This window comes from Cupriavidus sp. GW822-FHT06G04 (genome assembly GCF_058799075.1).
In genome coordinates this window covers 214138-239853 of the sequence record NZ_JBXALD010000006.1, presented here as the reverse complement: position 1 = coordinate 239853, position 25716 = coordinate 214138, and the positions used below count along the sequence as shown (strand labels likewise).

The 25716-nt window shown below is 65.5% G+C and carries 21 protein-coding genes; 6 read left to right on the top strand and 15 right to left on the bottom strand.

Features of this window, described 5'->3' with window-relative positions:
- Positions 1–57: 57 nt before the first annotated feature.
- A complete protein-coding gene (locus AC1RKI_RS15815) occupies positions 58–738 on the bottom strand; it encodes an arylesterase (protein ID WP_227459544.1) in 681 nt (226 codons plus the stop codon).
- Here AC1RKI_RS15815 and AC1RKI_RS15810 point away from each other — a divergent pair.
- Positions 737–1435, top strand: a complete 699-nt coding sequence (locus AC1RKI_RS15810; protein ID WP_061957785.1) for an ABC transporter ATP-binding protein — start codon at positions 737–739, stop codon at positions 1433–1435. The two genes, AC1RKI_RS15815 and AC1RKI_RS15810, sit on opposite strands and share 2 nt — an antisense overlap.
- A gap of 46 nt (positions 1436–1481) precedes the next feature.
- On the opposite strand, the gene pgi is transcribed toward AC1RKI_RS15810, so the two are convergent.
- The 8 genes from pgi to AC1RKI_RS15770 all read right to left on the bottom strand — a co-directional run bounded on the left by pgi (position 1482) and on the right by AC1RKI_RS15770 (position 11701).
- Positions 1482–3110, bottom strand: a complete 1629-nt coding sequence (pgi, locus tag AC1RKI_RS15805) for a glucose-6-phosphate isomerase (RefSeq protein WP_061957784.1) — start codon at positions 3108–3110, stop codon at positions 1482–1484.
- Between the two features lie 208 nt (positions 3111–3318).
- On the bottom strand, positions 3319–4257 hold the full coding sequence (locus AC1RKI_RS15800; protein ID WP_227459543.1) for a DMT family transporter: 939 nt from the start codon (positions 4255–4257) through the stop codon (positions 3319–3321).
- Positions 4254–5867 (bottom strand): NAD(P)H-hydrate dehydratase, encoded by a 1614-nt coding sequence (locus AC1RKI_RS15795; RefSeq protein ID WP_492796324.1) that lies wholly within the window; start codon positions 5865–5867, stop codon positions 4254–4256. The genes AC1RKI_RS15800 and AC1RKI_RS15795 overlap by 4 nt, the downstream gene beginning before the upstream one ends.
- Positions 5864–7171, bottom strand: coding sequence for a D-amino acid dehydrogenase (locus AC1RKI_RS15790; protein WP_227459541.1), 1308 nt, complete (start codon positions 7169–7171; stop codon positions 5864–5866). The genes AC1RKI_RS15795 and AC1RKI_RS15790 overlap by 4 nt, the downstream gene beginning before the upstream one ends.
- A 54-nt stretch (positions 7172–7225) precedes the next feature.
- A complete protein-coding gene (locus AC1RKI_RS15785; protein ID WP_061957780.1) occupies positions 7226–8536 on the bottom strand; it encodes a TRAP transporter large permease in 1311 nt (436 codons plus the stop codon).
- Positions 8536–9087 (bottom strand): TRAP transporter small permease subunit, encoded by a 552-nt coding sequence (locus AC1RKI_RS15780; protein WP_061957779.1) that lies wholly within the window; start codon positions 9085–9087, stop codon positions 8536–8538. The genes AC1RKI_RS15785 and AC1RKI_RS15780 overlap by 1 nt, the downstream gene beginning before the upstream one ends.
- Before the next feature lie 112 nt (positions 9088–9199).
- Positions 9200–10171, bottom strand: coding sequence for a TRAP transporter substrate-binding protein (locus AC1RKI_RS15775; RefSeq protein ID WP_061957778.1), 972 nt, complete (start codon positions 10169–10171; stop codon positions 9200–9202).
- Positions 10172–10303: 132 nt separating this feature from the next.
- A complete protein-coding gene (locus AC1RKI_RS15770; RefSeq protein WP_492796327.1) occupies positions 10304–11701 on the bottom strand; it encodes an amidase in 1398 nt (465 codons plus the stop codon).
- A 187-nt stretch (positions 11702–11888) separates the two neighbouring features.
- Between AC1RKI_RS15770 and AC1RKI_RS15765 the strand changes: the two genes are divergently transcribed.
- Positions 11889–12476 carry a winged helix DNA-binding protein gene (locus AC1RKI_RS15765; RefSeq protein WP_061957776.1) on the top strand — a complete coding sequence of 196 codons (588 nt, stop codon included), beginning with the start codon at positions 11889–11891 and terminating at the stop codon, positions 12474–12476.
- Positions 12477–12712: 236 nt separating this feature from the next.
- Positions 12713–16759, top strand: coding sequence for a phosphoribosylformylglycinamidine synthase (gene purL, locus AC1RKI_RS15760; protein WP_492796329.1), 4047 nt, complete (start codon positions 12713–12715; stop codon positions 16757–16759).
- Between the two features lie 123 nt (positions 16760–16882).
- On the opposite strand, the gene AC1RKI_RS15755 is transcribed toward purL, so the two are convergent.
- From AC1RKI_RS15755 to AC1RKI_RS15730, 6 genes are all read right to left on the bottom strand, one after another.
- Positions 16883–17200, bottom strand: a complete 318-nt coding sequence (locus tag AC1RKI_RS15755) for a hypothetical protein (protein ID WP_061957774.1) — start codon at positions 17198–17200, stop codon at positions 16883–16885.
- Positions 17201–17396: 196 nt separating this feature from the next.
- Positions 17397–18191 (bottom strand): peptidylprolyl isomerase, encoded by a 795-nt coding sequence (locus tag AC1RKI_RS15750; RefSeq protein ID WP_492796331.1) that lies wholly within the window; start codon positions 18189–18191, stop codon positions 17397–17399.
- Between the two features lie 4 nt (positions 18192–18195).
- A complete protein-coding gene (locus AC1RKI_RS15745) occupies positions 18196–18510 on the bottom strand; it encodes a BolA family protein (protein WP_061957772.1) in 315 nt (104 codons plus the stop codon).
- Between the two features lie 42 nt (positions 18511–18552).
- Positions 18553–19107 (bottom strand): septation protein A, encoded by a 555-nt coding sequence (locus tag AC1RKI_RS15740; protein ID WP_061957771.1) that lies wholly within the window; start codon positions 19105–19107, stop codon positions 18553–18555.
- 94 nt (positions 19108–19201) lie between these two features.
- The gene (msrB, locus tag AC1RKI_RS15735) at positions 19202–19609 is read right to left on the bottom strand and encodes a peptide-methionine (R)-S-oxide reductase MsrB (protein WP_061957770.1); all 408 of its coding nucleotides are present in this window, start codon (positions 19607–19609) and stop codon (positions 19202–19204) included.
- Between the two features lie 48 nt (positions 19610–19657).
- Entirely contained in the window at positions 19658–21220 is a 1563-nt protein-coding gene (locus tag AC1RKI_RS15730) for a protein adenylyltransferase SelO (RefSeq protein ID WP_492796334.1), read from the bottom strand.
- 424 nt (positions 21221–21644) lie between these two features.
- Here AC1RKI_RS15730 and AC1RKI_RS15725 point away from each other — a divergent pair, with 424 nt between their 5' ends.
- The 3 genes from AC1RKI_RS15725 to AC1RKI_RS15715 all read left to right on the top strand — a co-directional run bounded on the left by AC1RKI_RS15725 (position 21645) and on the right by AC1RKI_RS15715 (position 25716).
- Positions 21645–23267 (top strand): 3-(methylthio)propionyl-CoA ligase, encoded by a 1623-nt coding sequence (locus AC1RKI_RS15725; RefSeq protein ID WP_150979018.1) that lies wholly within the window; start codon positions 21645–21647, stop codon positions 23265–23267.
- Between the two features lie 142 nt (positions 23268–23409).
- Positions 23410–24660 carry a branched-chain amino acid ABC transporter substrate-binding protein gene (locus AC1RKI_RS15720; protein ID WP_492796336.1) on the top strand — a complete coding sequence of 417 codons (1251 nt, stop codon included), beginning with the start codon at positions 23410–23412 and terminating at the stop codon, positions 24658–24660.
- Between the two features lie 108 nt (positions 24661–24768).
- Complete coding sequence (locus AC1RKI_RS15715) at positions 24769–25716, top strand: branched-chain amino acid ABC transporter permease (protein WP_061957766.1); 948 nt, start codon at positions 24769–24771, stop codon at positions 25714–25716.

The following is a 25716-nucleotide window of genomic DNA, read 5'->3' as shown; positions in this document are numbered from 1 at the left end:
TTGTCGACGCGGTATCCAAGCGTGGAGTAAAGGCCGGTGCAAATCCGGCCTAGGCGATCAACGCGAAGATGGAGCCGGCTTCAACAGCGGTTTCAACACGGGCCAGACATTGTCGAGCAACGTGGCCTGGGCTGCCGAAGTCGGGTGGATGCGGTCGTCCTGAAACCAGTCGGGCCGCGTGATGACGCGGTCCAGCAGGAACGGCACGAGCTGCGCGCCCGATTCCTTCGCGACTTTCGGAAACAGCTGAAAAAAGCGCTCCGTATAGTCGGGGCCGTAGTTGGGCGGAATGCGCATGCCGATCAGCACGACTTTCGCCCCGGCCTTTTGCGCGCTGCCGACAATGGTGCGCAGATTGGTTTCGGTCGACGGCAGGGGCAGCCCGCGCAGGGCGTCGTTGGCGCCCAGTTCGACCAGCACGATGGCGGGCTTGTGCCGCTGCAGCAGGTCGGGCAGGCGGGTTTTGCCGCCGACCGTGGTCTCGCCGCTGATGCTTGCGTTCACAACGCTATAATCGAAGCGCTCGCGGCGCAGCCGTTCCTGTAGCAGGCTGACCCAGCCGGTCCCGCGCGCGATGCCATACTCGGCGGACAGGCTGTCGCCAAGTATCAGCAGCGATGGAGCGGCGCGCGGTGCGGGCTGGGCCAGCGCCAGTTGTGAACCGAATGCCGCGAAGGCGGTCGCACAACAAGCCGCCAGCAATCGCCGGCGTACAACGTTTCCTATTCTCTCGCGCATGTCCTCATCCATTCTTGCTGTCGAGTCTCTCGGAAAGACCGTTTCCGACGCCACGGGTTCGTTGACGATTTTGCATGACGTCTCGTTTTCCGTCACGGCCGGCGAGACGCTGGCCATTGTTGGCGCGTCGGGTTCGGGCAAGTCGACGCTGCTCGGTTTGCTGGCCGGACTCGATCTGCCGACCACGGGCGCCGTCCGGCTGCACGGCCAGGACCTGTTCCAGCTTGACGAGGACGGGCGCGCAGCACTGCGCGGCAGGCATGTCGGCTTCGTGTTCCAGTCGTTTCAGCTGGTCGGCCATCTGACGGCACTCGAAAATGTCATGCTGCCGCTCGAATTGCGCGGCGAGACCGATCGCGTGCGCGAGCGCGCCACCGAAATGCTCGAGCGGGTCGGACTTGGCAAGCGGCTGACACACTATCCGCGCACGCTGTCTGGCGGTGAACAGCAGCGCGTGGCGCTGGCCCGCGCGTTTGTGGCGCGCCCGGACATCCTGTTCGCGGACGAGCCGACCGGCAGCCTCGACACGGCAACCGGCGAGGCCGTGATCGCGCTGATGTTCGAACTGAATCGCGATGCCGGATCGACGCTGGTCCTGGTCACGCATGACCGCTCCGTGGCCGCCCGCTGCGGCCGCATCCTGACGATCGACACTGGCCGGGTGGCCAGTGACGAACTGATGGGTACCGCAGTCTGAAGCCGAAGACGCACAGGCGCACAGGGCGCCTGGCAAACAGAGGCGATCAGCCGCGCGTGAGCACACGACGCGCGCGCGCGATCAGGGCGGCGGTCGACGCATCGTGCGCGGCGGTGCCGCGGCCGGTCAGCTCCGATTCGATCGGGCGCGCCAGGATCTTGCCCAGCTCCACGCCCCACTGGTCGAACGAATTGATATTCCACACCACGCCCTGAACGAACGTCCGGTGTTCGTATAGCGCAATCAGCGCACCCAGCACATGCGGAGTCAGGTCTTCCATCAGCAGCGTATTGCTGGGGCGGTTGCCTTCGAATACCAGATGCGGCAGACGCGCTTCGTCGGTGACGCCGGCCGCGCGCAGTTCCTCTGCGCTGCGCCCGCGCATCAGCGCTTCGGCTTGGGCAAAACAGTTCGCCAGCAATTTGGCGTGGTGTCCCGGCAGGGCGCGGGGCGGCACCAGCGGCGCGACGAAGTCGACGGGCACGATCTGGGAGCCCTGGTGGATCATCTGGAAATACGCGTGCTGGCCGTTGGTGCCAGCCGATCCCCAGACCACCGGCGAGGTGTCCACATGGACCGCATCGCCGCTCAACTGCACCGACTTGCCGTTGCTTTCCATTTCCAGCTGCTGCAGGAACGCGGGGAACAGTTCCAGCGACGTTGAGTACGGCGCCAGGCAGCTGGTCGGCATGCCGAAGAAATTCCGATACCAGATGCCGATCATGGCCATCACGACGGGCATGTTGCGCGCCAGCGGAGCGGTGCGGAAGTGATCGTCCATCGCCCGGCCGCCGAGCAGCAGATCGTCGAAGGCATCGAAGCCAACCGCCAGCGCGATCGACAGACCGACCGACGACCACAGCGAAAACCGGCCGCCGATCCAGTCCCAGAATTCGAACATGTTGGCGGGATCGATGCCGAACTTGACCACCGCCTCGCGGTTGGTCGACACGGCGACGAAATGGCGCGCAAGCTGGTCCTCGGCCACGCCATTCTGCAGAAACCATTCGCGCATACTGCATGCGTTGGCCATGGTTTCGAGCGTGGTGAACGTCTTCGAGCAGACGATTACCAGCGTGCGCGACGGATCCAGCCGCACCAGCGTTTCGGCCAGTTCGGTGCCGTCGACATTGGAGACGAAGTGCATGCGCGGACCGCTCGGGTCCGCCAGATGCGCCAATGCGCGGCACACCATGCGCGGACCGAGATCGGAGCCGCCGATGCCGATATTGACGATGTCCGTGATCGATTGGCCCGTGAATCCGGTCCACGCGCCCGAGCGCACCCGATCGGCAAAGTCGCGCATGCGATGCAGCACGTCATGGATGCTGGACATCACCGAGTGGCCGTCCACCTTGAACGGTGCGTCGGGCAGGGCGCGCAGCGCCACATGCAACGCGGCGCGATCTTCGGTGGTGTTGATATGTTCGCCCGCGAACATGGCGTCGCGGCGCTGCGGCACGCCCGCTTCCTCGGCCAGCTTCATCAGCAGCGCGAAGGTCTCGAACGTGATGCGATTTTTCGAGTAGTCCAGATAAAGACCCGCAGCTTCGAGCGAAAAATCCTCAACGCGACGGGCGGCCTCGGCTTCGGCAAACCACTCCTGCATCGGCGTATCGCGGATGGCATCGTAGTGGTGACGAAGGGCGGTCCAGGCGTGGAATTCAGTCGGCATGCGTTCTTCTGAGAATCGGGAATATGCCCAGGGGGATGGGCCGGTTGCAAGTATATCGCCTCAATGTGATCCCAATAACGGGATAAGGCAGCAAATCGTAACGCTGCTTGCGACGTCCTCCCAAACGGTAGCAGGCCGCGGTGCGGCGTCGTATCGGGCGATGTCCGACGCGCGCGTGGGAATCGGGATTTGTGCGCGGGCGGGCGCCTCAGCGCTGCAGGCGCGCGGCAATGCGTCGCAACAGCGGCTCGCCTCCCGCCACGCAGACGCCACCTGCGCAGATGATGCCGATGCCGATGGCGGTGGTCCAGTCGGGCAGATGGCCGAAGGCCAGATAGCCGATGGCCGTTGCCGAGAGGATCTGCAGATACAGGAAGGGACTGAGAAACGATGCATCGGCGTATTGGAACGCGCGGATCACGAAGTAGTGCCCGATCGATCCAGTCAGCCCGGCCGACAGCAGCAACATGCCCTGGGTAACGGTGGGAACTGCCTCGAACCAGAAGAATGGGACCAGCACCGTGGTCAGTGCGGCGCCGGTCACGCCGCTCTGGATCAGCGTGGTCATCGGCGCATCATGTGCGGCGATGCGTCGGGTCAGCATCTGCAGCAAGGCGAACAGCAGCGCCGACAACAGACCCAGGCCCACGCCGAACGCATCGAGTTCGCCGCCGGGGCGCACCACCACCAGCATTCCCGCAAAGCCGATGCCGACGCCAAGCCACCGCGTCCAGCGCGCATGCAGCCCTGGGCGTTCGCCAAGCAGCCACGGCGACAGCGCGACCACGATCAGCGGCGCGCAGAAATTGAGCGCCGTTGCAGTGGCCAGCGGCATCAGGCGCAACACGCTGAAAAATACCAGCGTCGAAGCCAGCATCAGTGCGCCGCGCAGCCACTGGAGCCGAGGCTGTGCGGGACGCGACTGCTGCTGCCAGCGCGCCGGGCCAAGCAGCAGGAAAATCGCCACCACATGGCCCAGATAGCGCACCCACGCCACGGCGACCACGGGCAGCCCCTGCTGGGTCAGCGTCTTGCCCGTGGCGTCGAGCAGGCTCAGGATCCATTGGCCCACGACCAGCAGCGCGATGCCCGTCAGCAGACGCCGGCGCGTGTCCATGCCACTGGCTGCCGTGGCCGATGGGTTCACGCTGCGTCGCCTTGCAGCAGCGCGTTGAAGATGGCGCGGGCCGGCTGGTACAGCTCGCTGGCCGTCAGGCCGGCCGGCCCGATGCCTTCAGCGACCAGCCGATCGGCGGCGCGGCCATGTATCCACACCGCCGCGCGTGACGCCGCGACGATCGGCATGCCCTGGGCCAGCAGCGCACCGATCATGCCCGCCAGCACGTCGCCGGTGCCAGCGGTGGAAAGCCCCGCATTGCCGGTGGGATTGATGGCGGGCGGGGCGTTGTCCGCGGTGGCGATCACCGTGCCCGAGCCCTTCAGTACGACCGTCGCGCGCCATTGGACGGCCAAGGCGCGGGCGCTGACCAGCCGGTCGCGCTGCACCGTTGCAACGTCGCTGCCCAGCAGCCGCGCGGCTTCGAGCGGATGTGGGGTCATGACGATGTCCACGCCGCTGTCGCGCAACTGTTTGGCCAGCGCCGCGTTGCCGGCCAGCAGATTCAGCGCGTCGGCATCGAGCACCATCGGCAAGCCAGGCTGTGCATTGGCGCAAACGTCGATCACTTGCGCCAGCAGCTTGCGCGCCACGCCGCCGCTGCCCATGCCGGGACCGACCACGAACGCCGACATGGTGTCGAGCGCAAGGTCGGACACCGGATGCAGCATCAGTTCCGGGTGAATCGGATCGATCAACGGCGCGGGCTGGGCGAGAAATCCGATATGAACGCGACCGGCGCCGAGCTGCAGCGCTGCGCGCGCACCGAGCAACGGCGCGCCCGTCATGCCCAGATTGCCGCCGATCACCGCCAGGCTGCCGAACCGGCCCTTGTTGGCCGAATGTTCGCGCCGCGGCAGCGTTGCGTCGAACCCGCCAGGCTGGTTGACGACCGCGGCCGGCAGCTCTGCCGGGGGATAGTCGAGGCCAAGTGGCGCGATGTCGATTTTGCCCGCGCAATCGCGGCCGTCAAGCGTCAGCAGGCCCGGCTTGGCCGCCAGAAACGTCAGCGTGCGGTGTGCGCGAATGGCAGGGTGGCCCGCGCCGGTATCGGCAAAAAGCCCGCTTGGGATGTCCAGCGCATAGACGGGCAGATGCGCGTGGTTCAGATGATCGATCCAGCGCGCCATGCTGCCGTCGGCCGGGCGGTTGAGTCCGATGCCGAGCAGTCCGTCGACCACTGCGGCGCAGCCGGACGGCCAGGGCGGCAGCGCCGCGTCGGGATCGTCATGCATGACCAGCAGGGGCACGCCGGCCGTGCGCGCCTCCAGCCACGCACGCGCGGCGTCGTCGGGCAGACGGTCAGGATCGGCCACGAGCCAGGCTTCCACCAGCCGCCCGGCCTGATGCAGGCGCGTCGCCGCTACCAGGGCGTCGCCGCCGTTGTTGCCCTGTCCCGCAAGAAACAGGATGCGTCCGTGCGGGACATGCTGGCCGACCCACTCGGCGGCCGCGGCGCCGGCGCGCGACATCAGCGTGAACGCAGGCGTCGCGGCCAGCCCCGCGTGTTCGACGCGCCGGATCGTTGCGACGTCGTACAGCGGCGTCGGTTCGCGGCCGGCGGCGTCGAGCGTGGTCCAAGCCGATGCGGCGTCCGGCGCCGGGTTGGAAGCGGAAGAGGGGGGCGCGGTGGTATTCATGTGTCGGATGACTCGGGTGCCAGCCGATAGCGCGCCGGCGTCAGGCCCTCCATGTCGATGGCGGGCCCGTCGCCCTGGCCAGCGCTGGCGGCAATCTGGTCTGCGGCAATTTTGCCCGATCCGCAGCTCATCGCCCAGCCCGTCGATCCGTGGCCAAGATTCAGGAAAAGACCGCGGATGCGCGTCGCGCCGATGACTGGCGGACCGTCCGGCAGCATCGGGCGGGCGCCTGCCCAAAGTGTCGCTTCCTGGTAGTGTCCGGCGACTGGAAACCAGTCGCGCGCCACCCGGATCAGCGTATTCAGTGCGGCCGGCCGCAGATCCAGTTTGCGCGAGCCCAGCTCAGCCGTGCCGGCCACGCGCAGGCGGTTTCCCAGGCGCGTAATGGCTACCTTGAACGATTCGTCCATCAGCGCACCGAGCGGCGCTTGCAGTTCGTCGCGCACCATGACCGTGGCCGAGTAACCCTTGACCGGATACAGCGGCAGCCGCAGTCCCAGCGGGCGCAGCAGGCGCGCGCTGCCGACACCGGCGGCCATCACCACGCGGTCGGCGACGAGCGTTTCGGCAGTTATGCCGGGATGCGTGGGCGTCAGTTCCACCTGCAACGCCGGACCCCCGCCCACACGCAGCCGCGCCACATCGGCCTGGAAGCGGAATCGCACGCCGGCGGCTTCGGCATGCTGGTGCAGCCGACGCACAAACATCGGGCAGTTTCCCGATTCGTCGTCGGGCAGATGCAGCCCGCCTGCCAGCGGCGTGTCGGTGGTCAGGCCTGGCTCGATCTGCCGGCAGCCGACCGCGTCCACCAGACGATGCGGCACCTTGTTTTCGCGCAGCAACGCCAGCGCCGGGCCTGCGAGGTCGAGATCCTTCTGCGCGCGGAACAACTGCAGATAGCCACGCGACTGTTCGTATTCGATTGCCAGTTCGGCGCGCAACGCGTGCAGGCAAGTGCGGCTGTAGAACGCCAGGCGCTGCATGCGCAGTTTGTTGGCGCGGTAGCGTTCAAGCTGGCATTCGCGCAGCCAGCGGGCGATCCATTGCCACATCGCGGGATCGGCGCTGGGCCGGAACAGCACCGGCGATTCCCGCGCGAAGATCGCGCGCAGGATCTTGCCCGGCATGCCGGGCGCGGCCCATGGCGTCACGTAGCCGGGGGCGATCACACCGGCATTGCCGAAGCTGGCTTCCTGCGCGGGCGCGCCGCGCCGCTCCAGCACAGTGACGTCGAAACCCGCCTGGCGCAGATACCACGCGGTGCTGACGCCGATGGCGCCGGCACCGATCACGATGACGTGCATGGGGTTGGGTGATCCCTGTCGATGTGCCGCGCGTGGCTGCTACTTGCTATTTGGCTACTTGATCTCCTTGGCCATCACCACGTCGGGCAGCCACGTGACCACGGCCGGCCAGACGGTGACGATGGCGATGGCAAGCACCATCATCATGAAGAACGGCAACGACACGCGCGCAATGTAGTTGCTGTCCTTGCCGGTCATGCTCTGGAGCACGAACAGGTTGAAGCCGACTGGCGGCGTCACCTCGGCAATCTCCACCAGCAGCACGATGAAGATGCCGAACCATACCAGATCGAAGCCGGCCGCCTGCACCATCGGCAGGACCGTGGCGGTGGTGAGCGCGATCATCGATATGCCGTCCAGTGCCGTGCCGAGCAGGATATAGATCACCGTCAGCACCGCGATCAGCGCCCAGGGCGACAGGTGCAGCGCGGCCACCCATTCGGCCAGCGCCCGCGGAATCCCCGTGAAGCTCATGGTGACCGACAGGAATGACGTGGCGCCCAGCACGAACATGATCATCGCGGTCAACCGCGTGGCCGACATCAGGCTTTCCCAGAAGGCCTTGCGCGTCAGCGACCCGCCCGCCCAGGCCAGCGCAAGCGACGCCACCACGCCGTAGGCCGCGGCCTCGGTGGCGGTGGAATAGCCGGCCACCATGATCCACGTGATGAACGCGATCAGGATGATGCACGGCATCAGTTGCCTGATCGACGCCATGCGCGCGCGCCAGCCGAAGGTCTCGGCGGCGGGCGTCCTGTCCGGATTCATCAGCGCCCATACCACGATATAGCCGGAGAACAGCAGCATCAGCAGCAGCCCGGGCAGGAAGCCGGCCAGGAACACGCGGATGATCGACACATCGGCCGAGACCGCGTACACCACCATGGTGATCGACGGCGGGATCAGGATGCCGAGCGTGCCCGCGCACGACAGCGATCCGAGCGTGACACGCTCATCGTAGCCGCGCCGCGTCAGTTCGGGCAGGGCGGATTTGGCGATGGTGGCGCAGGTGGCCGCCGATGAGCCCGACACCGATCCGAAGATGCCGCAGCCCAGGATGTTCACATGCATCAGGCGTCCGGGCAGCCAGTTCAACCACGGCGACAGGCCGTTGAACATCTGTTCCGACAGCTTGGTGCGAAACAGGATTTCGCCCATCCACACGAACAACGGCAGCGATGCCAGCGTGTACGACGCGCTGGACGACCACCACGCATTGGCCAGGTTGACGAGCGCATCGTGATCGGAAAAGACCACCAGGCCCACCCATGACGTGACGGCGATCGCCACGGGGATCCACGCGCCGATCGCCAGGAAGACGATCATCACCAGCAGCAGGACCAGCGCAACAAGTATCGTGCTCATCAGACGGTCTCCCCGAAGTCACCCGCGGCGAGTTTGGCTTCCTGCGCCAACTGGTAGCGCGGCTTGCGGCGGCGCATCACGCGCAGCCATTCGTCGCCGACCGCCAGCATGAAGCCGACGGCGCCCAGTACCGCAAAGCTTTGCGGCATCCAGAGCGGAATCACGATCTGGCCCTGGGAAACATCGCCGATGTCCCAGCTCTGCCACGCGAACGTGCCAAGCGCCCAGGTGGCGTACGCGGCGAACACCAGGCAGATCGACAGCGACAGCGCTTCCAGCACCCAGCGGCGACGGGGTCCGACGGCGTCGAGCATCATTTCCACGCGCACGATGCCGCCGTGCTGGAAAGTCTGGCCGAGCACGAGGAATGCGGACGCGGCGCACAGCCACGCCACGATGTCGTCGCCGCCCTTGAGGACGATCAGCGTCTCACGCGAGACCGACATCGCGATCATCATGATGCAGACCGCAAGGATGCAAAGGGCGCCGAGCACGGCGAACAGGTCAAGCAGATGGTCGAGCCATCGCTTGCGAAGGAGGGGGGCTTCCATATCGGTAACAGGCTACCTGTAATGCGGCACAGCCAACACGAGGGAACCCGGTCGGCGCGGGCGCGAGGCGCGCGCGGCTGGACCGGGCCGATGACTACCCTGCCGGGCGGGATTACTTGCGATAGGCGTCCAGGATGGCCTTGCCGTCCTCGCCCGCGCTTTTTGCCCAGTCGCCGACCATGGTGTCGCCCACCTTCTGCATGTCGGTCTTGAGCTGGGCGGAGGGCGGCGCCACCGTCATGCCGTTCTTCGCAAGCGTGGCGAGATAGTCGCGGGTCTTCTGCTCGGAAACCTGCCAGCCGCGCTTTTCCGCATCGGCCACTGCCTTGAGCAGTGCATCCTGGGTGGGTTTGTCGAGCGCGTTGAAGGCCTTCTTGCTGACCACCAGCATGTTCTTGGGCAGCCAGGCATCGACGGTGTAGAAATACTTGACCGACTCCCACACCTTGGTGTCCACGCCGGTCGCGCCCGACGACATGAAGGAGTTGACGGTGCCGGTGGCCAGCGCCTGGGCCAGATCGGCCGCCTGGATCGTCACGGGCTGGGCGCTGACCAGTTCGGCGATCTTCGACGTGGCCGGGTTATAGGCGCGCCATTTGAGGCCCTTCATGTCGGCGGCGCTGTTGATCGGCTTGTTGGCATAGATGCCCTGCGGCGGCCAAGCCACGGCGTACAGCAGCTTCATGCCCTGGCGATCCAGAACCTTGTCGGTGACGGGCTTCGACGCCTGCCACAGCTTGTACGACTCCGCATAGCTGGTGGCCAGGAACGGCACCGCATCGACGCCAAACACGGGGTTTTCGTTGGCCAGCAGCGACATCAGGATCTCGCCCATCTGCACCTGGCCGGTCTGAACGCCGCGCTTGATCTCGTTGGCCTTGAGCAGCGAGCCGTTCGGATGGATGACGATCTTGAGCTTGCCGCCCGTGGCCTTCTCCACATCGTTGGCCATCTGCTGCAGGTTTTCCGTGTGCAGATTGGTGGCCGGATATCCGGTCGGCAGGTCCCACTTGGTATCCGCCCGTGCCGCCGTGGCGGCCAGCAGCAATGCCGCCGCCGCGACTGCCGTTGCCTTGACTCGCATCTCGATCTCTCCTGGTGTTTTGCGCGGGGCGCCTGGCCGTACGCGCGGGTTGGCACTACCTGGAACTGCCGCCGCGCAGGTCGCGGATGTATGCGACATGGCGCGGTACTGCGGTCACGGCAAGGAGGTGGCTCAGCCCCCGCGCGGTGACGGTTGAACGATCGATTCCAATGCAAGGGCCGTGCCCAGCAGTTGCGCGTCGCGCATCGGCCCGTGCGAGAGCATCAGCCCGACCGGCAGTTCGTCGCTCGCCTGGCACGGCAGCGACACCGAGCAGCCGTCGAGAAAATTGAACACGGATGTATTGCGCAGCAGCAGCCCGTTGGTGCGCACGAACAGCGCGTCGTCGGCCACCAGCGGGGCGATCGGCGGCGCTACCATCGGCACCGTGGGACACACCACCGCGTCGAACGGCGCCAGTCGCGCGGTCATGCGCGCAATCCAGTCCAGCCGCGCGCGATGCAGGGCGATATAGTCGGCCGCACTCATCTGCGCGCCGCGCTCGATGCGCATCAGCACGCGCGGGTCATAGCGATCACGATGTGTGGCAATCAGCGCGCGATGATGCGCGAAGGCTTCCGGTGCGGAAAAACCGCCCGCGGCATTGAGCGCGGCCAGTTCGTTCAGCTCCGGCATGTCCACGTGCTCGATGCGTACGCCAGCCGCCGACAGCCGACCGATGGCCCGGTCGAACGCGCGCGACACCGTCTCGTCGAGGTCGTCGAGGACAAGCTGGCGCGGAATCGCCAGCCGGATCGCGGCAGGCGCGGTCACGGCGGGGATCACCGCATCGTCGGCGATTACGCTGTCGACGGCAATGCAATCGGCCAGCGTGCGCGCCATCGCGCAAGCGGTGTCCAGCGTGTACGACAGCGGGTAGGCGCCGGTAAGCGGCACGCGGCGCGCCGTGGGCTTGTAGCCCGTGATGCCGCACAGCGCAGCGGGAATGCGGATCGACCCGCCCGTATCGCTGCCCAGCGCGGCGACGGCCGAACCGATGGCGACCGACACTGCCGCGCCGGACGACGATCCGCCCGGAATGCGTGCAACGGCTGCGTCGCACGGGTTCACCGGTGTACCGAAATGGGGATTGATGCCGACGCCCGAGAAGGCAAATTCGGTCATGTTGGTGCGGCCGACCAATGCGGCGCCGACCGCGCGCAGCCGCGCCACGACGGTGGCATCCGCGGCGGCCGGTGCGGCGTCATGGCGCGCGGCCGACGCAGCACGCGTGACTTCGCCGGCCACGTCGTACAGATCCTTGATCGAAACCGGCAGCCCGGCCAGCGGATGCAAAGGCTTGCCGGCAGCCGCGGCGGCATCGGCTGCGCGCGCCACCTGGCTGGCGGCCGCGAACGTCTGGTGCAGGTAGACCGCGCGTCCGGCTTCGCTTTGCGCGCGCGCCGCGGCGTGCGCGATCAGCCCGGCACGGTCGACCACGCCGGCGCGCAGCGCGGTGTGAAGCGATTCCAGCGATTCCAGCGATTGGAGAGGTTGGGGCGATTCCGGCGATTCAGCGTGAGGCAGCATGCGCGATTAACCATCTGAAGGGCGTCGCGGAACCGGACCGCATTCACGCATTGCCTCGGTGAAATAAGGTATTCATGCTCATAATTCGCCGATAAACTGTCAAGCTGAAATTGCCCGAAGCCGCTTCGGGCTTTCACCTATCGCCATTCCTATCGTCACCCCCTCGTCTCAGCTACGGAGATTTTCCATGGCCCGCAAGCCCGCCCCGGTCCGCCAGCCAGACGCCGCATCCGACGCCGGCGCCGGCCGGGCCGCGCCGCTGGCACGCGCCCCAGGCGTGAACATCGTCTCGTCCTCGCATCTGGTGTCCGTGCGCAGTCCGGAATTGTCCGAGTTCGAATTCGGCCTGAATACCGCCTACAACGCCTACAGCCGCTGGGTGGTGCGCTGCATGGGCGCGGCCGGCGTGCGCGACCTGACCTTCCTCGATGTGCTGGTGCTGCACCATGTGAACCATCGCGGGCGCGCCAAGCGGCTGGCCGATATCTGCTTCGTGCTCAACGTCGAGGACACCCATCTGGTGACGTATTCGCTGAAGAAACTCGTCGGCCTGGACCTGGTGGCCGGCGAACGCGTCGGCAAGGAGGCCACCTACGCCACCACCGTCGCCGGCGCCGCCGCGTGCGCCAAATACCGGGAGATCCGCGAGCAGTGCCTGACCAGCAATTTCACCGAAGGCAGCGAAGAAAACGTCGAAATCGGCGAACTGGCACGCCTGCTGCGCGTGCTGACCGGCCTGTACGAGCAGGCCGCGCGCTCGGCAACGTCACTCTGAAGGGCGCCGCAAGCCGGTCTGCGGCCACGCACGGCGGTCTGCGCCGGGCGCCGGATCCGCCACCGGCGGGCGTTGGCGGCCGGTTTTCGCCTCGCCAATCTCCGCCGGTTCATTGCGCAATGCAAAAAGCGGGCCGCAACAAGGTACAATAGCGGCTTCCCGCCAGCCGGCATTCCATTCAGCAGTGTCGGCGGCCGCCTGCCCCGACCCTCCTTCGCCTCCTGACCGTACCGATCATGGCGCATTTCTCGTGCTTCCCCGGCGCTTTGGCGCTTTCTGCCTTCCGTCAGCAACGCCTGCTTGCCGCTCTCCAACAAATCGACGCCGATATTGAATCCGTGCACGGCCAGTTCGTGCATTTTGTCGATTCGGACACGCCGCTTTCCGCCGAAGATCAGTCGCGCATCGGCGCCATGCTGACCTACGGCGCGCCGTTCCCGGCCCAGACCGAGGGCGACCGCTTCGTGGTGATCCCGCGTTTTGGCACGATCTCGCCGTGGGCCAGCAAGGCCACCGACATCGCCCACAACTGCGGCCTGACGCACGTGCATCGCATCGAGCGCGGCATCGAGATTACGGTGATCTGCAAGAAGGGCCTGCTGCGTGGCCGCAAGTCGCTCGACGCCGGTACGCGCGCCGCCGTGGCCGCGCACCTGTTCGATCGCATGACCGAAACCGTCGTCGCCTCGCGCGAGGAGGCGGCCGGCCTGTTCCAGGAGCTGCCTGCCAAGCCGCTGCAGTTCGTCGACATTTCGGCTGGCCGCAGCGCGCTGGTCGAGGCCAACACCGCGATGGGTCTGGCGCTGTCCGAGGACGAAATCGACTATCTGCTGGAGAACTACGGCAAGCTCGGCCGCAATCCCACCGATGTCGAGCTGATGATGTTCGCGCAGGCCAACAGCGAGCATTGCCGCCACAAGATCTTCAATGCCACGTGGACCATTGACGGCGTTGCGCAGGACAAATCGCTGTTTGCGATGATCCGCAATACGCACCAGTTGAATCCGCAGGGCTCGATCGTCGCCTATTCGGACAATTCGGCCGTGATGGAAGGCGATGTCGCCGAGCGCTGGTTCCCGCGCGGCGCGGACCAGAAGTACGGTCGCCATGAAGCGCTGACCCACACGCTGATGAAGGTGGAAACCCATAACCACCCGACCGCGATCTCGCCGTTCCCGGGCGCATCGACTGGCGCCGGCGGCGAAATCCGCGACGAAGGCGCGACCGGCCGCGGCGCGAAGCCCAAGGCTGGCCTGACGGGCTTTACGGTTTCCAACCTGATGCTGCCCGATGCGGTCGAAGCGTGGGAAAACGCGCGCGACGCGGCCCAGCCGGTGGCGCACCGCAATCCCGACGACAAGCCCCGCGTGACCGGCAAGCCGGACCGCATCGCATCGCCGCTGCAGATCATGATCGAAGGGCCGCTCGGCGGCGCGGCGTTCAACAACGAGTTCGGCCGCGCCAACCTGGGCGGTTATTTCCGCGTCTACGAGCAGAACGTGGGCGGCACCGTGCGCGGCTATCACAAGCCGATCATGATCGCCGGCGGCATCGGCAATATCGATGCGAACCACACCCACAAGAACCCGCTGCCCCCGGGCACGCTGCTGATCCAACTGGGCGGACCCGGCATGCGCATCGGCATGGGCGGCGGCGCCGCCAGCTCGATGGCGACCGGCACCAACACGGCCGATCTCGATTTCGACTCCGTGCAGCGCGGCAACCCCGAAATGGAGCGCCGTGCGCAGGAAGTGATCAACGCCTGCTGGCAGCTTGGCGAAGACAACCCGATCCTGTCGATCCACGACGTCGGCGCTGGCGGTATTTCGAACGCCTTCCCGGAACTGGTGGATGGCGCCGGCCGCGGCGCGCGCTTCGACCTGCGCCAGGTGCATCTGGAAGAATCCGGCCTGTCGCCGGCGGAAATCTGGTGCAACGAGTCGCAAGAGCGCTACGTGCTGGCGATCGCCCCGAACGACCTGCCGCGCTTCCAGGCCATGTGCGAACGCGAGCGCTCGCCGTTCGCCGTAGTCGGCATCGCCACGGAAGAAAAGCAGTTGCAGCTGGTGGACGCCAGCGTGGACGCCGCGCTCAAGGAGCACTATCCGGTAGACATGCCGATGGACGTGCTGCTGGGCAAGCCGCCGCGCATGCACCGTGACGTGCAGCGCGTGGCGCAGGAACTGCCGCCGGTCGATGTCACCGGCATCTCGCTGGAACAGGCGGTGCGCGATGTGCTGCGTCATCCGACCGTGGCCAGCAAGTCGTTCCTGATCACGATTGGCGACCGGACCGTGGGCGGCATGAATGCGCGCGACCAGATGGTCGGCCCGTGGCAGGTGCCGGTGGCCGACGTGGCGGTGACCACGCTCGACTACAAGGGCCGCACCGGCGAGGCAATGACGATGGGCGAGCGCACCCCGCTGGCCGTGATCGACGCGCCGGCTTCGGGACGCATGGCCGTTGGCGAGGCGCTGACGAACCTGGCCGCCGCGCCGGTAAAGAGCCTCGACAAGGTCAAGCTGTCGGCCAACTGGATGGCGGCCTGCGGCGTGGCCGGCGAAGACGCGAAACTGTACGACACGGTTCACGCGGTCGGCATGGAACTGTGCCCCGCGCTTGGCATCAGCATCCCGGTGGGCAAGGATTCGCTGTCGATGCGCACCAAATGGAGCGATGCCGATGGCGACAAGGAAGTGGTCGCGCCGGTGTCGCTGATCATTTCGGCTTTCGCTGCCGTCGATGACGTCAACAAGACCCTGACGCCGCAATTGCGCACCGACCTGGGCGACAGCGTGCTGATCGCCATCGATCTGGGCCGCGCCAAGAACCGCATGGGCGGCAGCATCCTTGCGCAGGTGTCGCAGCAGGTGGGCGATCGCGCGCCGGACGTCGACAATCCGGAAGACCTGAAGAATTTCTTCAACGTCATCCAGCGCTTGAACCGCGCAGGCAAGCTGCTGGCCTACCACGACCGCTCGGATGGCGGCCTGATGGCAGCGGTGGCCGAAATGGCGTTTGCCGGCCATACCGGCGTGTCGCTGAACGTCGACATGCTGACGCTGGATCCGAACCAGGAACAGGACTACGGCGACGCCAAGAACTGGGCGCAACAGGTTGCCGAACTGCGCAACGACCGCACGCTGCGCGCGCTGTTCTCGGAAGAACTGGGTGCCGTGATCCAGGTGCGCGCCGAGGAGCGCGACGCGGTGTTCGCGGTGCTGCGCGAGGCTGGGCTCTCGGCCTGCAGCCATGTGATCGGCAAGCCCAACGCCAACGACCAGATCGAGATCTATCGCGATGCCAAGAAGGTGTTCGGCGCCGCGCGGGCCGACCTGCAGCGCACCTGGAGCGAAGTGAGCTGGCGTATCGCGCGCCTGCGTGACAATCCGGACTGCGCGGACAGCGAGTACAACCTCTTGCTCGACGCCGCCGATCCCGGCATCAGCCCGGTGCTGACGTTCGATCCGGCGCAGGACATCGCCGCGCCGTTTATCGCCAGCGGCAGCCGTCCGCGCGTTGCCATCCTGCGCGAGCAGGGCGTCAATTCGCAGATCGAAATGGCCTACAGCATGGATCTGGCCGGCTTCGATACGGTCGACGTGCATATGAGCGACCTGATCGCCGGCCGCGCCAACCTGACCGATTTCAAGGGCTTTGTAGCCTGCGGCGGTTTCAGCTACGGCGACGTGCTGGGCGCGGGCGAGGGCTGGGCCAAGACGATCCTGTTCAATGGCCAGATGGCCGAGCAGTTCGCCGCGTTCTTCAACCGTCAGGACACCTTCGCGCTGGGCGTGTGCAATGGCTGCCAGATGCTGAGCAACCTGGCCCCGATCATTCCGGGCGCCGGCGCATGGCCGAAGTTCACGCGCAACCAGTCGGAACAGTACGAAGCGCGCTTCGTGACGGTGGAAGTGCAGCAGTCGCCGTCGATTTTCTTTGCCGGCATGGAAGGCAGCCGCATCCCGATCGCCGTCGCGCACGGCGAGGGGTTTGCCGATTTCTCGCAGCAGGGCGATATCGGCAAGGTCGACGTGGCGCTTCGGTTCGTCGACAACCGCGGCGTGGTGACGCAGACGTATCCGCTCAACCCGAATGGATCGCCGCAGGGCATTACGTCGGTGACCACCGTCGATGGGCGCTTCACCGCGCTGATGCCGCACCCGGAACGCGTGTTCCGAACCGCCACGATGAGCTGGGCGCCCGATGCGTGGAAGGACATTCCCGATGGCGGCAGCCCGTGGATGCGCATGTTCCGCAACGCGCGCAAGTGGGTCGGCTGACAGGCCCAGGCCGAGATGAAAAAATGCCCGCTGCAATGGCGGGCATTTTTTCGTCCGGATGCGGAGGTGGGCGTGCGGCTTGCGCGGCTTGTGCCCACGGGTAGCGCCGTCGGCGCGGTTATCTCAAGCGGCGGGGTTCGGCTGCACCACGGGCCGGATCGGCTCGGCATGCTGGCGCGCGCTCCATGGCAGGTAGCGCGAGTACAGCAGCCGCAGGCGGTCCGAGCCCGGCGGCACGGGTACCTCGCCGCGCACTTCCATGAAGGCAATGGTGGCTTGCAGCAACTTGGACTGCGCGTACCGGTCGCGCGCGGGCAGGTGGGGGTGAAGCTGGCGCCAGCGCGAGCCGGTGCATTCGATGTGGGGCATCCCCAATGCGCAGTAGACGATGCCACTGGAGTAGAGGTGCCACATCTGCCAGTAGCCGCTCGTAACGCCCATGACTCAAATTTCCTCGTTTTGCCGATCGGACAGCCGATGGCGCGGCGGCCCCGGACGATGGCTTCGATATTACCGAGAGCCACGCGCCGAGAAAACAAGGCAATAGTGTCGATGTGTGCCGAAGCCCGCACGATGGCAAATGGGCATAAAAAAACCGGCGCAGTGGCGCCGGTTTTCATGTCCAGTGCAACACCGCTTACTGGATTTTTGCCTTGTCCTTGATCGACTTCATCATCGCCTGGAATTGCTCGCGCTGCCAGGCCTGGTCGCCCATCAACATCTGCTGCAGCTGCGGCTTCACTTCCTCGAACGACGGGATCTTCGCGTCGCGCGTGTCCACCAGCTCGATGATGTGCCAGCCAAACTGCGTCTTGACCGGCGTATCGGTCATCTGGCCCTTCTTCAGGCCGGTCATCGCGGCCGAGAATTCGGGCACGTAGCTGCTGCTGTTGGCCCAGTCCAGATCGCCGCCATTGGCCGCCGATCCGGTGTCCTTCGACGAAGCCTTGGCGACGTCCTCGAACTTGGCGCCGGCCTTGATCTTGGCGATCAGCGCCTTGGCGTCGGCTTCCTTCTCCACGAGGATGTGGCGGGCATGGTATTCCTTGCCGTTGCCGAACTGCGACTTGATCTTGTCGTATTGCTTGCGCAGTTCGTCGTCGTTGGCGCCCTGGGTGCGGACGTAGTCCTCGAATACCGCGCCGGCCAGCACATTCAGGCGTGCCTGTTCCAGTTGCTCCTGAATATCGGGACGCTGCGTGATGCCACGCTTGTTGGCTTCCTGCAGCAGCAGTTCCCGGTCGATCAGCATGGTGCGGGCACGGTCGCGCAGTTCCGGCGAGGAGGGCTGGCCGGTTCCGGCAATCAGCTTGTCCACCTTGGCCGACGGGATGGGCTTGCCATTCACAACGGCGGCGTTCTGGGCGATTGCGGGCAGGCTGCCAGCAGCGAGCACAGCCGCCAGGCTGAACGAGAGGACGGTGGTCTTCATGGAGTCAGATCTGAGAGTTGCGAGTAGCGTCGCGTGATGCTTCGCGGGATTGATATTCTTGGTCGGTGTATGCGCTGACGGCCAGCGCATGGATTTGCGAGGGGAACAGTTCGCGCAGCGCATCATACACCATACGATGGCGCGTCACGCGCGAATGCCCGGCGAACCGCTCGCTGACGATCAGGACGTTGTAATGTCCCCCGCCCGACGCCGCCCCGGCGTGCCCGGCATGGGCCGCGCTGTCGTCGTGCACGTTCAGGTGGGTAGGGGCCAGCGCTGCGCGAAGCAGCGCCTCGATGGTGGCGGGATCGGCTGCCATCCGGATTCCTTGCAAATGGGGTGAGGGCGGAAAGCCAGCCGGTCAGTCCGGACGGCCGTTCTGGGAAGGGGTTTCCTGGATATGGCGCGACAGCCAGATGCTTTGCGCCACAATGAACACCAGCATCAGGCCCATGCTGCCGAACAGCTTGAAGTTGACCCACGTGTCGGTGGAAAACTGATAGGCGACATACAGGTTCAGCGCGCCCATGGCGGCGAAGAACACGGCCCAGGCCGTGTTGAGCCGGCCCCACATCGGATCGGGCAGCGTTACCTGCTTTTCCATCATGGCGCGGATCAGATTCTTGCGCCAGCCGATCACCGAGCCGATCAGCGTGACCGCGAACAGCCAGTACAGCACGGTCGGCTTCCATTTGATGAAGGTGTCGTTGTGCAGCACGATCGTCGCGCCGCCGAACACGCCAATGATGGCCAGGCTGACCCATTGCATCGGCTCGACCTTGCCGTGCCGGAAGCGCACCCAGGCGATTTGCAGCACCGTGGCGCCGATGGCGACGGCGGTTGCCGGATAGATGCCGAACAGCTTGAAAGCGACGAAAAACAGGATGACCGGGAAGAGGTCGAAGAGAAATTTCATGCGGGCCAGGGCTGATAGGCAAGACCGGCCGACGGCCGGGCTTGCTGGCGATCCGCGTGGCGGATCGGACGAGGCGTCCCGGGTGCGGGTGGCTTCACCCGCGGTCGGCCGGATCGCGATCGTCGAATTTTAGCGCAGCCGAGTTGATGCAATAGCGCAAACCGGTTGGCGCGGGGCCGTCCTCGAACACATGTCCCAGGTGGCTGCCGCATTCCTTGCAGCGCACTTCCACGCGCGTCATGCCGTGCGTATGGTCGACATGTTCGGAAATTACCTCGCCGTTGATGGGCCGGAAGTAGCTCGGCCAGCCGCATCCGGCGTCGAACTTGGTGGCCGATTCGAACAGCGGCGTGCCGCAGCCCACGCAATGGTAGATGCCCTGGTCCCAGTGGTCCCAATAGCGGCCAGTGAAGGGGCGTTCGGTGGCCGCTTCGCGCGTCACACGGTATTCGATATCGGACAACTGCTCACGCCATTCGGCGTCGGTCTTGGTGGTGGTCATCTCGCTTCCTGTTTCGTGGTCGAGGGTGCAAGGCGGTTTGGGGTGCTGCTACGACGAGCAGCTGACTTCCAGCCCCGATGCCCAGTCTGGCGGCAAGGCTGCATAGTGCTCGGCTTCCGGTTGCTCGTCGAACGGCCTGGACAGCACGGCGAGCAGACGGTCCACCTCAGAAAAATCCTTGTCGCGCGCCGCGCGGATCGCGGTTTCCGCCAAATGATTGCGGAGCACGTATTTCGGGTTGACTTGCAGCATTGCAACCCTGCGCGCAGCGTCGTCCGATTGTTCGGCCTGCAGCCGGGCGCGATATTGGGCGGCCCACGCATCCCAGGCGGCACGATCGAGGAACAGGTCCCGCACCGGCGCATCGTGCGCGCCATCGCGCGAATCCACCTGCGCCAGGCCGCGCCAGAACAACGTGTAATCGACGCGATTGGCGTGCAGCACGCGGAACAGGTCCGTCATCAGCGCCTCGTCCTGTTCGTGCGCGGCGCGCAGGCCAAGCTTGGCGCGATAGTGGCGGAAAAACGCCTCTGCGTAGCGATCGCGGAACGGATCGAGCGCTTCGCGCGCGGCCTCCACCGCGTCGTTCTTGGCGGCCTCGGCGTCGGCCGCCGACGCATCGCGCCACAGCGGCAGCAGCGCCTGCGCCAGGCAATGCAGGTTCCAGAACGCGATTTGCGGCTGCTGGCTATACGCGTAGCGGCCCTGCTGGTCGGAATGGTTGCAGATGTGATTGGCGTCGAAGGCGTCCAGGAAACCGAACGGGCCGTAGTCGATCGTGAGGCCAAGGATCGACATGTTGTCGGTGTTCATGACGCCATGGCAAAAACCCACCGCCTGCCAGTGCGCCACCATGTCCGCCGTCAGCAGCGAAACCTCGCGCAACAGCGCCTGGTATGGATTGGCCGCATCGCGGCATGCGGGATAGAAGTTGTCGATCACGAAATCGGCGAGCTGCCGGAGCGAGGCATGATCCTCGCGCGCCGCGAAATGCTCGAAATGGCCGAAGCGCAGGAAGCTGGGCGCCAGCCGCGTGACCACCGCGGACGTCTCGATGGTTTCGCGCCGCACCGGCGCATCGGAGCCGACGATCGACAACGCGCGCGTGGTCGGCACGCCCAGCGCATGCATCGCTTCGGAGCACAGGTATTCGCGGATCGACGAGCGCAGCACGGCACGGCCATCGGCCATGCGCGAATAGGGTGTCAGTCCCGCGCCCTTGAGCTGGATTTCCCACGGGCCGTCGGGCATGGCCGCCTGGGCGAGGCGAATCGCGCGTCCATCGCCAAGCTGGCCGGCCCAGACGCCAAACTGGTGCCCGGAATAGACCGTGGCCAGCGGGTCGGCCCAATCGGGTACGAGGTTGCCGACGAACGTGTCGAGGAAGGCCGGGTCCCTGGAAGCGGCCTGCAGGCCCGGCTCATCCCAGCCCAGCAGCGCCGCGGCGGCGGGCGCCACGCTGACGAGGTACGGGGACGGCAGCGGCGTGGGCGCGAGGCGCGTAAAGAAACGCTCGCCAAGCGAGGCAATGCCGGGCGTCGTGTTGAACGGCACGGGAAAGGCTACGGGAGCGGCCGCGCGCGGCGGTGCGGTGTCGGATTCGGTGGGCATTGGGGGCGGCTGCCTGTGTCGTGGCCTGTGTTGCGGCTGCGTATTCGCGATCGAAAAGATGCGTCCGTGGGCTTGTCCCATTTGCGCGCGCGGGCGTGCAGTGCACGGCGCTAGGGGAAAACGACATATTGAGACGCATCGGGGCTCGCAGTATTGTACTTGCACCGGTTTTCCCCTGTCGGCCAAGGGTTGTCCGCTGCTCGCAGACCAATCAAAAAGCGACGCATATGGTGGACATCAATCCCATGCATGGCAGGGCGCGCGTACGGTTCCCGAGAGAGGTCCGCTGCGCGTCAGTCCACCAACATCATCATCGACAAGTTCAGAGTTTTTTGAGTGCTGCAGGGTATGAGGGCGATCGGCCGAAAATAAGCACGGTTGTTCGCTTTTTCTTGATCGAGACAATCAGACGGGAGACCGCTTCATGGCATTGATGGGTCAAATGATGAGCGCGCCGCTGCTCATTTCCTCCATCATCAAGCACGCTGCACGCTACTACGGCAGCACGGAAATCGTCTCGCGGCGAACCGAAGGTGATCTGCATCGCTATACCTATCGGGACTGCGAGCTGCGCGCGCGCAAGCTGGCGCAGGCGCTGGGGGCGCTGGGCGTGCAGCAGGGCGACCGGGTGGGCACGCTGGCGTGGAATGGCTACCGTCACCTCGAGATCTACTACGGCGTGTCCGGCATGGGCGCGGTCTGCCATACCGTCAATCCGCGGCTGTTTCCCGAGCAGATCGCCTACATCGTCAATCACGCCGACGACCAGTACGTGTTCTTCGATGCCACGTTCCTGCCGCTGGTGGAAGGCGTGGCGCCGCATTGCCCGAACGTGAAGGGCTGGGTGATGATGAGCGACCGCGCGCACATGCCGGTCGATCCAAAGGTTCCGCTGCTCTGCTACGAGGATCTGATCGACGCGCAGGACGGCGACTACACGTGGCCCGATCTCGACGAGAACCAGGCGTCCAGCCTTTGCTATACGTCGGGTACCACGGGCAATCCGAAGGGCGCGCTGTATTCGCACCGCTCGACGGTGCTGCATTCCTATGCGTCGGCGCTGCCCGATGCACTGGGCTGCTCGGCCAAGGACGTGATCCTGCCGGTGGTGCCGATGTTCCATGTCAACGCATGGGGTCTGCCGTACTCGGTGCCGCTGGTCGGCGCGAAGCTGGTGTTCCCGGGCGCCCGGCTCGACGGCGCATCGCTTTACGAATTGTTCGAGCAGGAAGGCGTAACGTTCTCCGCCGGCGTGCCGACGGTGTGGCTTGGCCTGCTGCAGTATGTGCAGTCGAACAAGCTCAAGTTCTCGACTTTCCGCCGCACCGTGATCGGCGGCTCCGCCGCGCCGCCGGCGATGATCCGCGCACTCGAGGCGCTGGACGTGGAAGTGATCCACGCCTGGGGCATGACCGAGATGTCGCCGCTGGGCACATCGTGCAAGCTGCTGGCGCGACACAAGGACCTGCCAGAGGATGCCCGCCACAAGATCCTGGAAAAACAGGGCCGCGTGATTTACGGCGTCGACATGAAGATCGTCGACGGCGAGGGCAACGAATTGCCCTGGGACGGCAAGGCGTTCGGCGATTTGCTGGTGCGCGGCCCGTGGGTCATCGACCACTACTATCGCAACGACAACAATCCGCTGGTCGATGGCTGGTTCCCGACCGGGGACGTGGCCACGATCGACGAGGAAGGCTACATGCAGATCACGGACCGCAGCAAGGACGTGATCAAGTCGGGGGGCGAGTGGATTTCGTCGATCGACGTCGAGAACGTGGCCGCCGCGCATCCGGCGGTGCACATGGCCGCGTGCATTTCCGCCTATCACCCCAAATGGGACGAGCGCCCGCTGCTGGTGGTGGTCAAGCGCGCCAACATGGATGTCACGCGCGAGGAACTGCTGGCTTTCTTCGAGGGCAAGGTGGCCAAGTGGTGGATTCCGGACGACGTGGCGTTCGTGACCGAGATTCCGCTGACCGCAACCGGCAAGATGCAGAAGCTGAAGCTGCGCGAACAGTTCAAGGACTACAGGCTGCCCGCCTGAAGCCGCACCGGCCTGCGTCGCAGCGGCGCCGGGCTGTCGCGGTGGTTCGATCCTGAAGAAATGACCGGATATGCGGCCGCCCGCGCGAGGAGGGCGTTGGCGGCTGCTATCGGCCAACCACAATAACGTGAAGGAGACAGGTATGACGAAGTTGCGTCCGCTGGTAAACGGTGTGGCAGCAGTAGTTGCTCTGAGTTCCGCGCTGGTTTCGGGAGTGGCGGCGGCCGATACGGTGAAGATCGCCTTCATCGATCCGCTGTCGGGATTGATGGCCCCGGTCGGGCAGAACCAGCTCAAGAGCTGGCAATACGTGGCCGATGTCGCCAATCAGAAGAACTGGGCCGGCGCGCACAAGTTCGAGGTGGTGGGCTTCGACAACAAGCTCAGCCCGCAGGAAAGCCTGACGATCCTGAAGCAGGCGGTCGACCAGAACATCCGCTATATCGTCCAGGGCAACGGATCGTCGGTGGGGTTGGCACTTGAAGACGCGGTGGCCAAGCACAACGAGCGCAATCCGGGCAAGGAAATCGTCTACCTGAACTACGCGGCGGTGGACCCGGACATGACCAACAGCAAGTGCAATTACTGGCATTTCCGTCTCGACGCCAATTCGGATATGAAGATGGAGGCCCTGACCACGTTCCTGGCCAAGGATCCGGCGGTCAAGAAGGTCTACCTGATCAACCAGAACTATTCGTTCGGCCACCAGGTGGCGCGCGCGGCGAAGGATTACCTGAAGCGCAAGCGTCCCGACATCCAGATCGTCGGCGACGACCTGCATCCGCTGGCGCAGGTGAAGGACTTCGCGCCGTACGCGGCCAAGATCAAGGCATCGGGCGCCGACACGGTGATCACCGGCAACTGGGGCAGCGACCTCGCGCTGCTGATCAAGGCCGGCAAGGATGCGGGCCTGCCGGTCAACTACTACACCTACTACGCGGCCACCACCGGCGTACCGACGGCGATGGGCGCGTCGGGCGCCGAACACGTCAAGTACGTCGGCTATTACAACCCGAACAATCCGACGTTCCGCGGCGGCGACATCGTCGAGGGCTTCAAGAAGAAGTACAACGACGACTTCTACGTGATGGCCTCTTACACGGGCATCGCCATGCTGGCCAAGGCCATGAAGGAGACCGGCTCGACCGATCCGGTCAAGGTGGCCAAGGCGCTGGAAGGCATGAAGGTGGAGAGCATGAACGGCACCGTGGAGATGCGTAACACCGACCACCAGGCGCAGCAGCCGCTGGTCGTTGCGACGTGGACCAAGGTCAACGGCAAGGACATCAAGTTTGACCAGGAAAACACTGGTTATGGCTGGAAGACCGACGCCGCGCTCGACCAGTTCGTCGCGGCGCAGCCGACGTCCTGCCAGATGAAGCGGCCGAACTGACGGCCCGGCCACATGCGGTACGGGGTTCCGCCTTGCGCCGGAACCCCTGACAATATGGCTTTTGCCGGGTCAGACGCCGGCGCCTGAATAAGGCCCTGAGGACTTGCCGTGGAATTCTTTGTCATATCGCTACTGAACGGCATCAGCTACGGCTTGCTGCTGTTCATGCTGTCGTCGGGACTTACGCTGATCTTCAGCATGATGGGCGTGCTCAACTTCGCGCACGCCAGCTTCTACATGCTGGGCGCCTACTTCGCCTATACGCTGGCCGGCAAGGTCGGCTTCTGGCCCGCACTGATCCTGGCGCCGCTGCTGGTGGCCGGGGCAGGCGCGCTGGTGGAACGCTTCGGGCTGCGCACGGTGCACAAGTACGGCCACGTGGCCGAGCTGCTGTTTACGTTTGGGCTCGCGTATCTGATCGAGGAGGGCGTCAAGCTGGTGTGGGGGCTGGCCGCCGTGCCGTATCGGATCCCTGCCGAACTCGACGGCCCGCTCTTCACCGTGTTCACTTCGTCGTTCCCGAAGTACCGCGCCTTCATGATGCTGGTGTCGCTGGGCATGCTGTTGGCGATCTATCTGGTGCTGACGCGCACCCGCATCGGGCTGGTCATCCAGGCCGCGCTGACCCATCCCGAAATGGTCGAGGCGCTGGGCCACAACGTGCCGCGCGTATTCATGATGGTGTTTGGCGGCGGTGCGGCGCTTGCCGGGCTGGCCGGCGTGATCGGCGGCAATGCGTTCGTCACCGAGCCGTCGATGGCGGCCGCGGTGGGATCGATCGTCTTCGTGGTCGCCGTGGTCGGCGGCATGGGTTCACTGGTCGGGGCGTTCATCGCGTCGATCCTGATCGGCGTGCTGCAGACGTTCGCGATCACCGTTGACGCATCGCTGGCCGGCCTGTTCGGCGCACTCGGCATGACGGTCACGGCCGCCACGCCATTCAGCTCGCTGTGGAACCTTACCGTGGCCCAGGTGGCACCGGTGCTGCCCTATCTGCTGATGGTGGTGATGCTGATTTTCCGCCCACGCGGGCTCATGGGCACCCGGGAGAGCTAG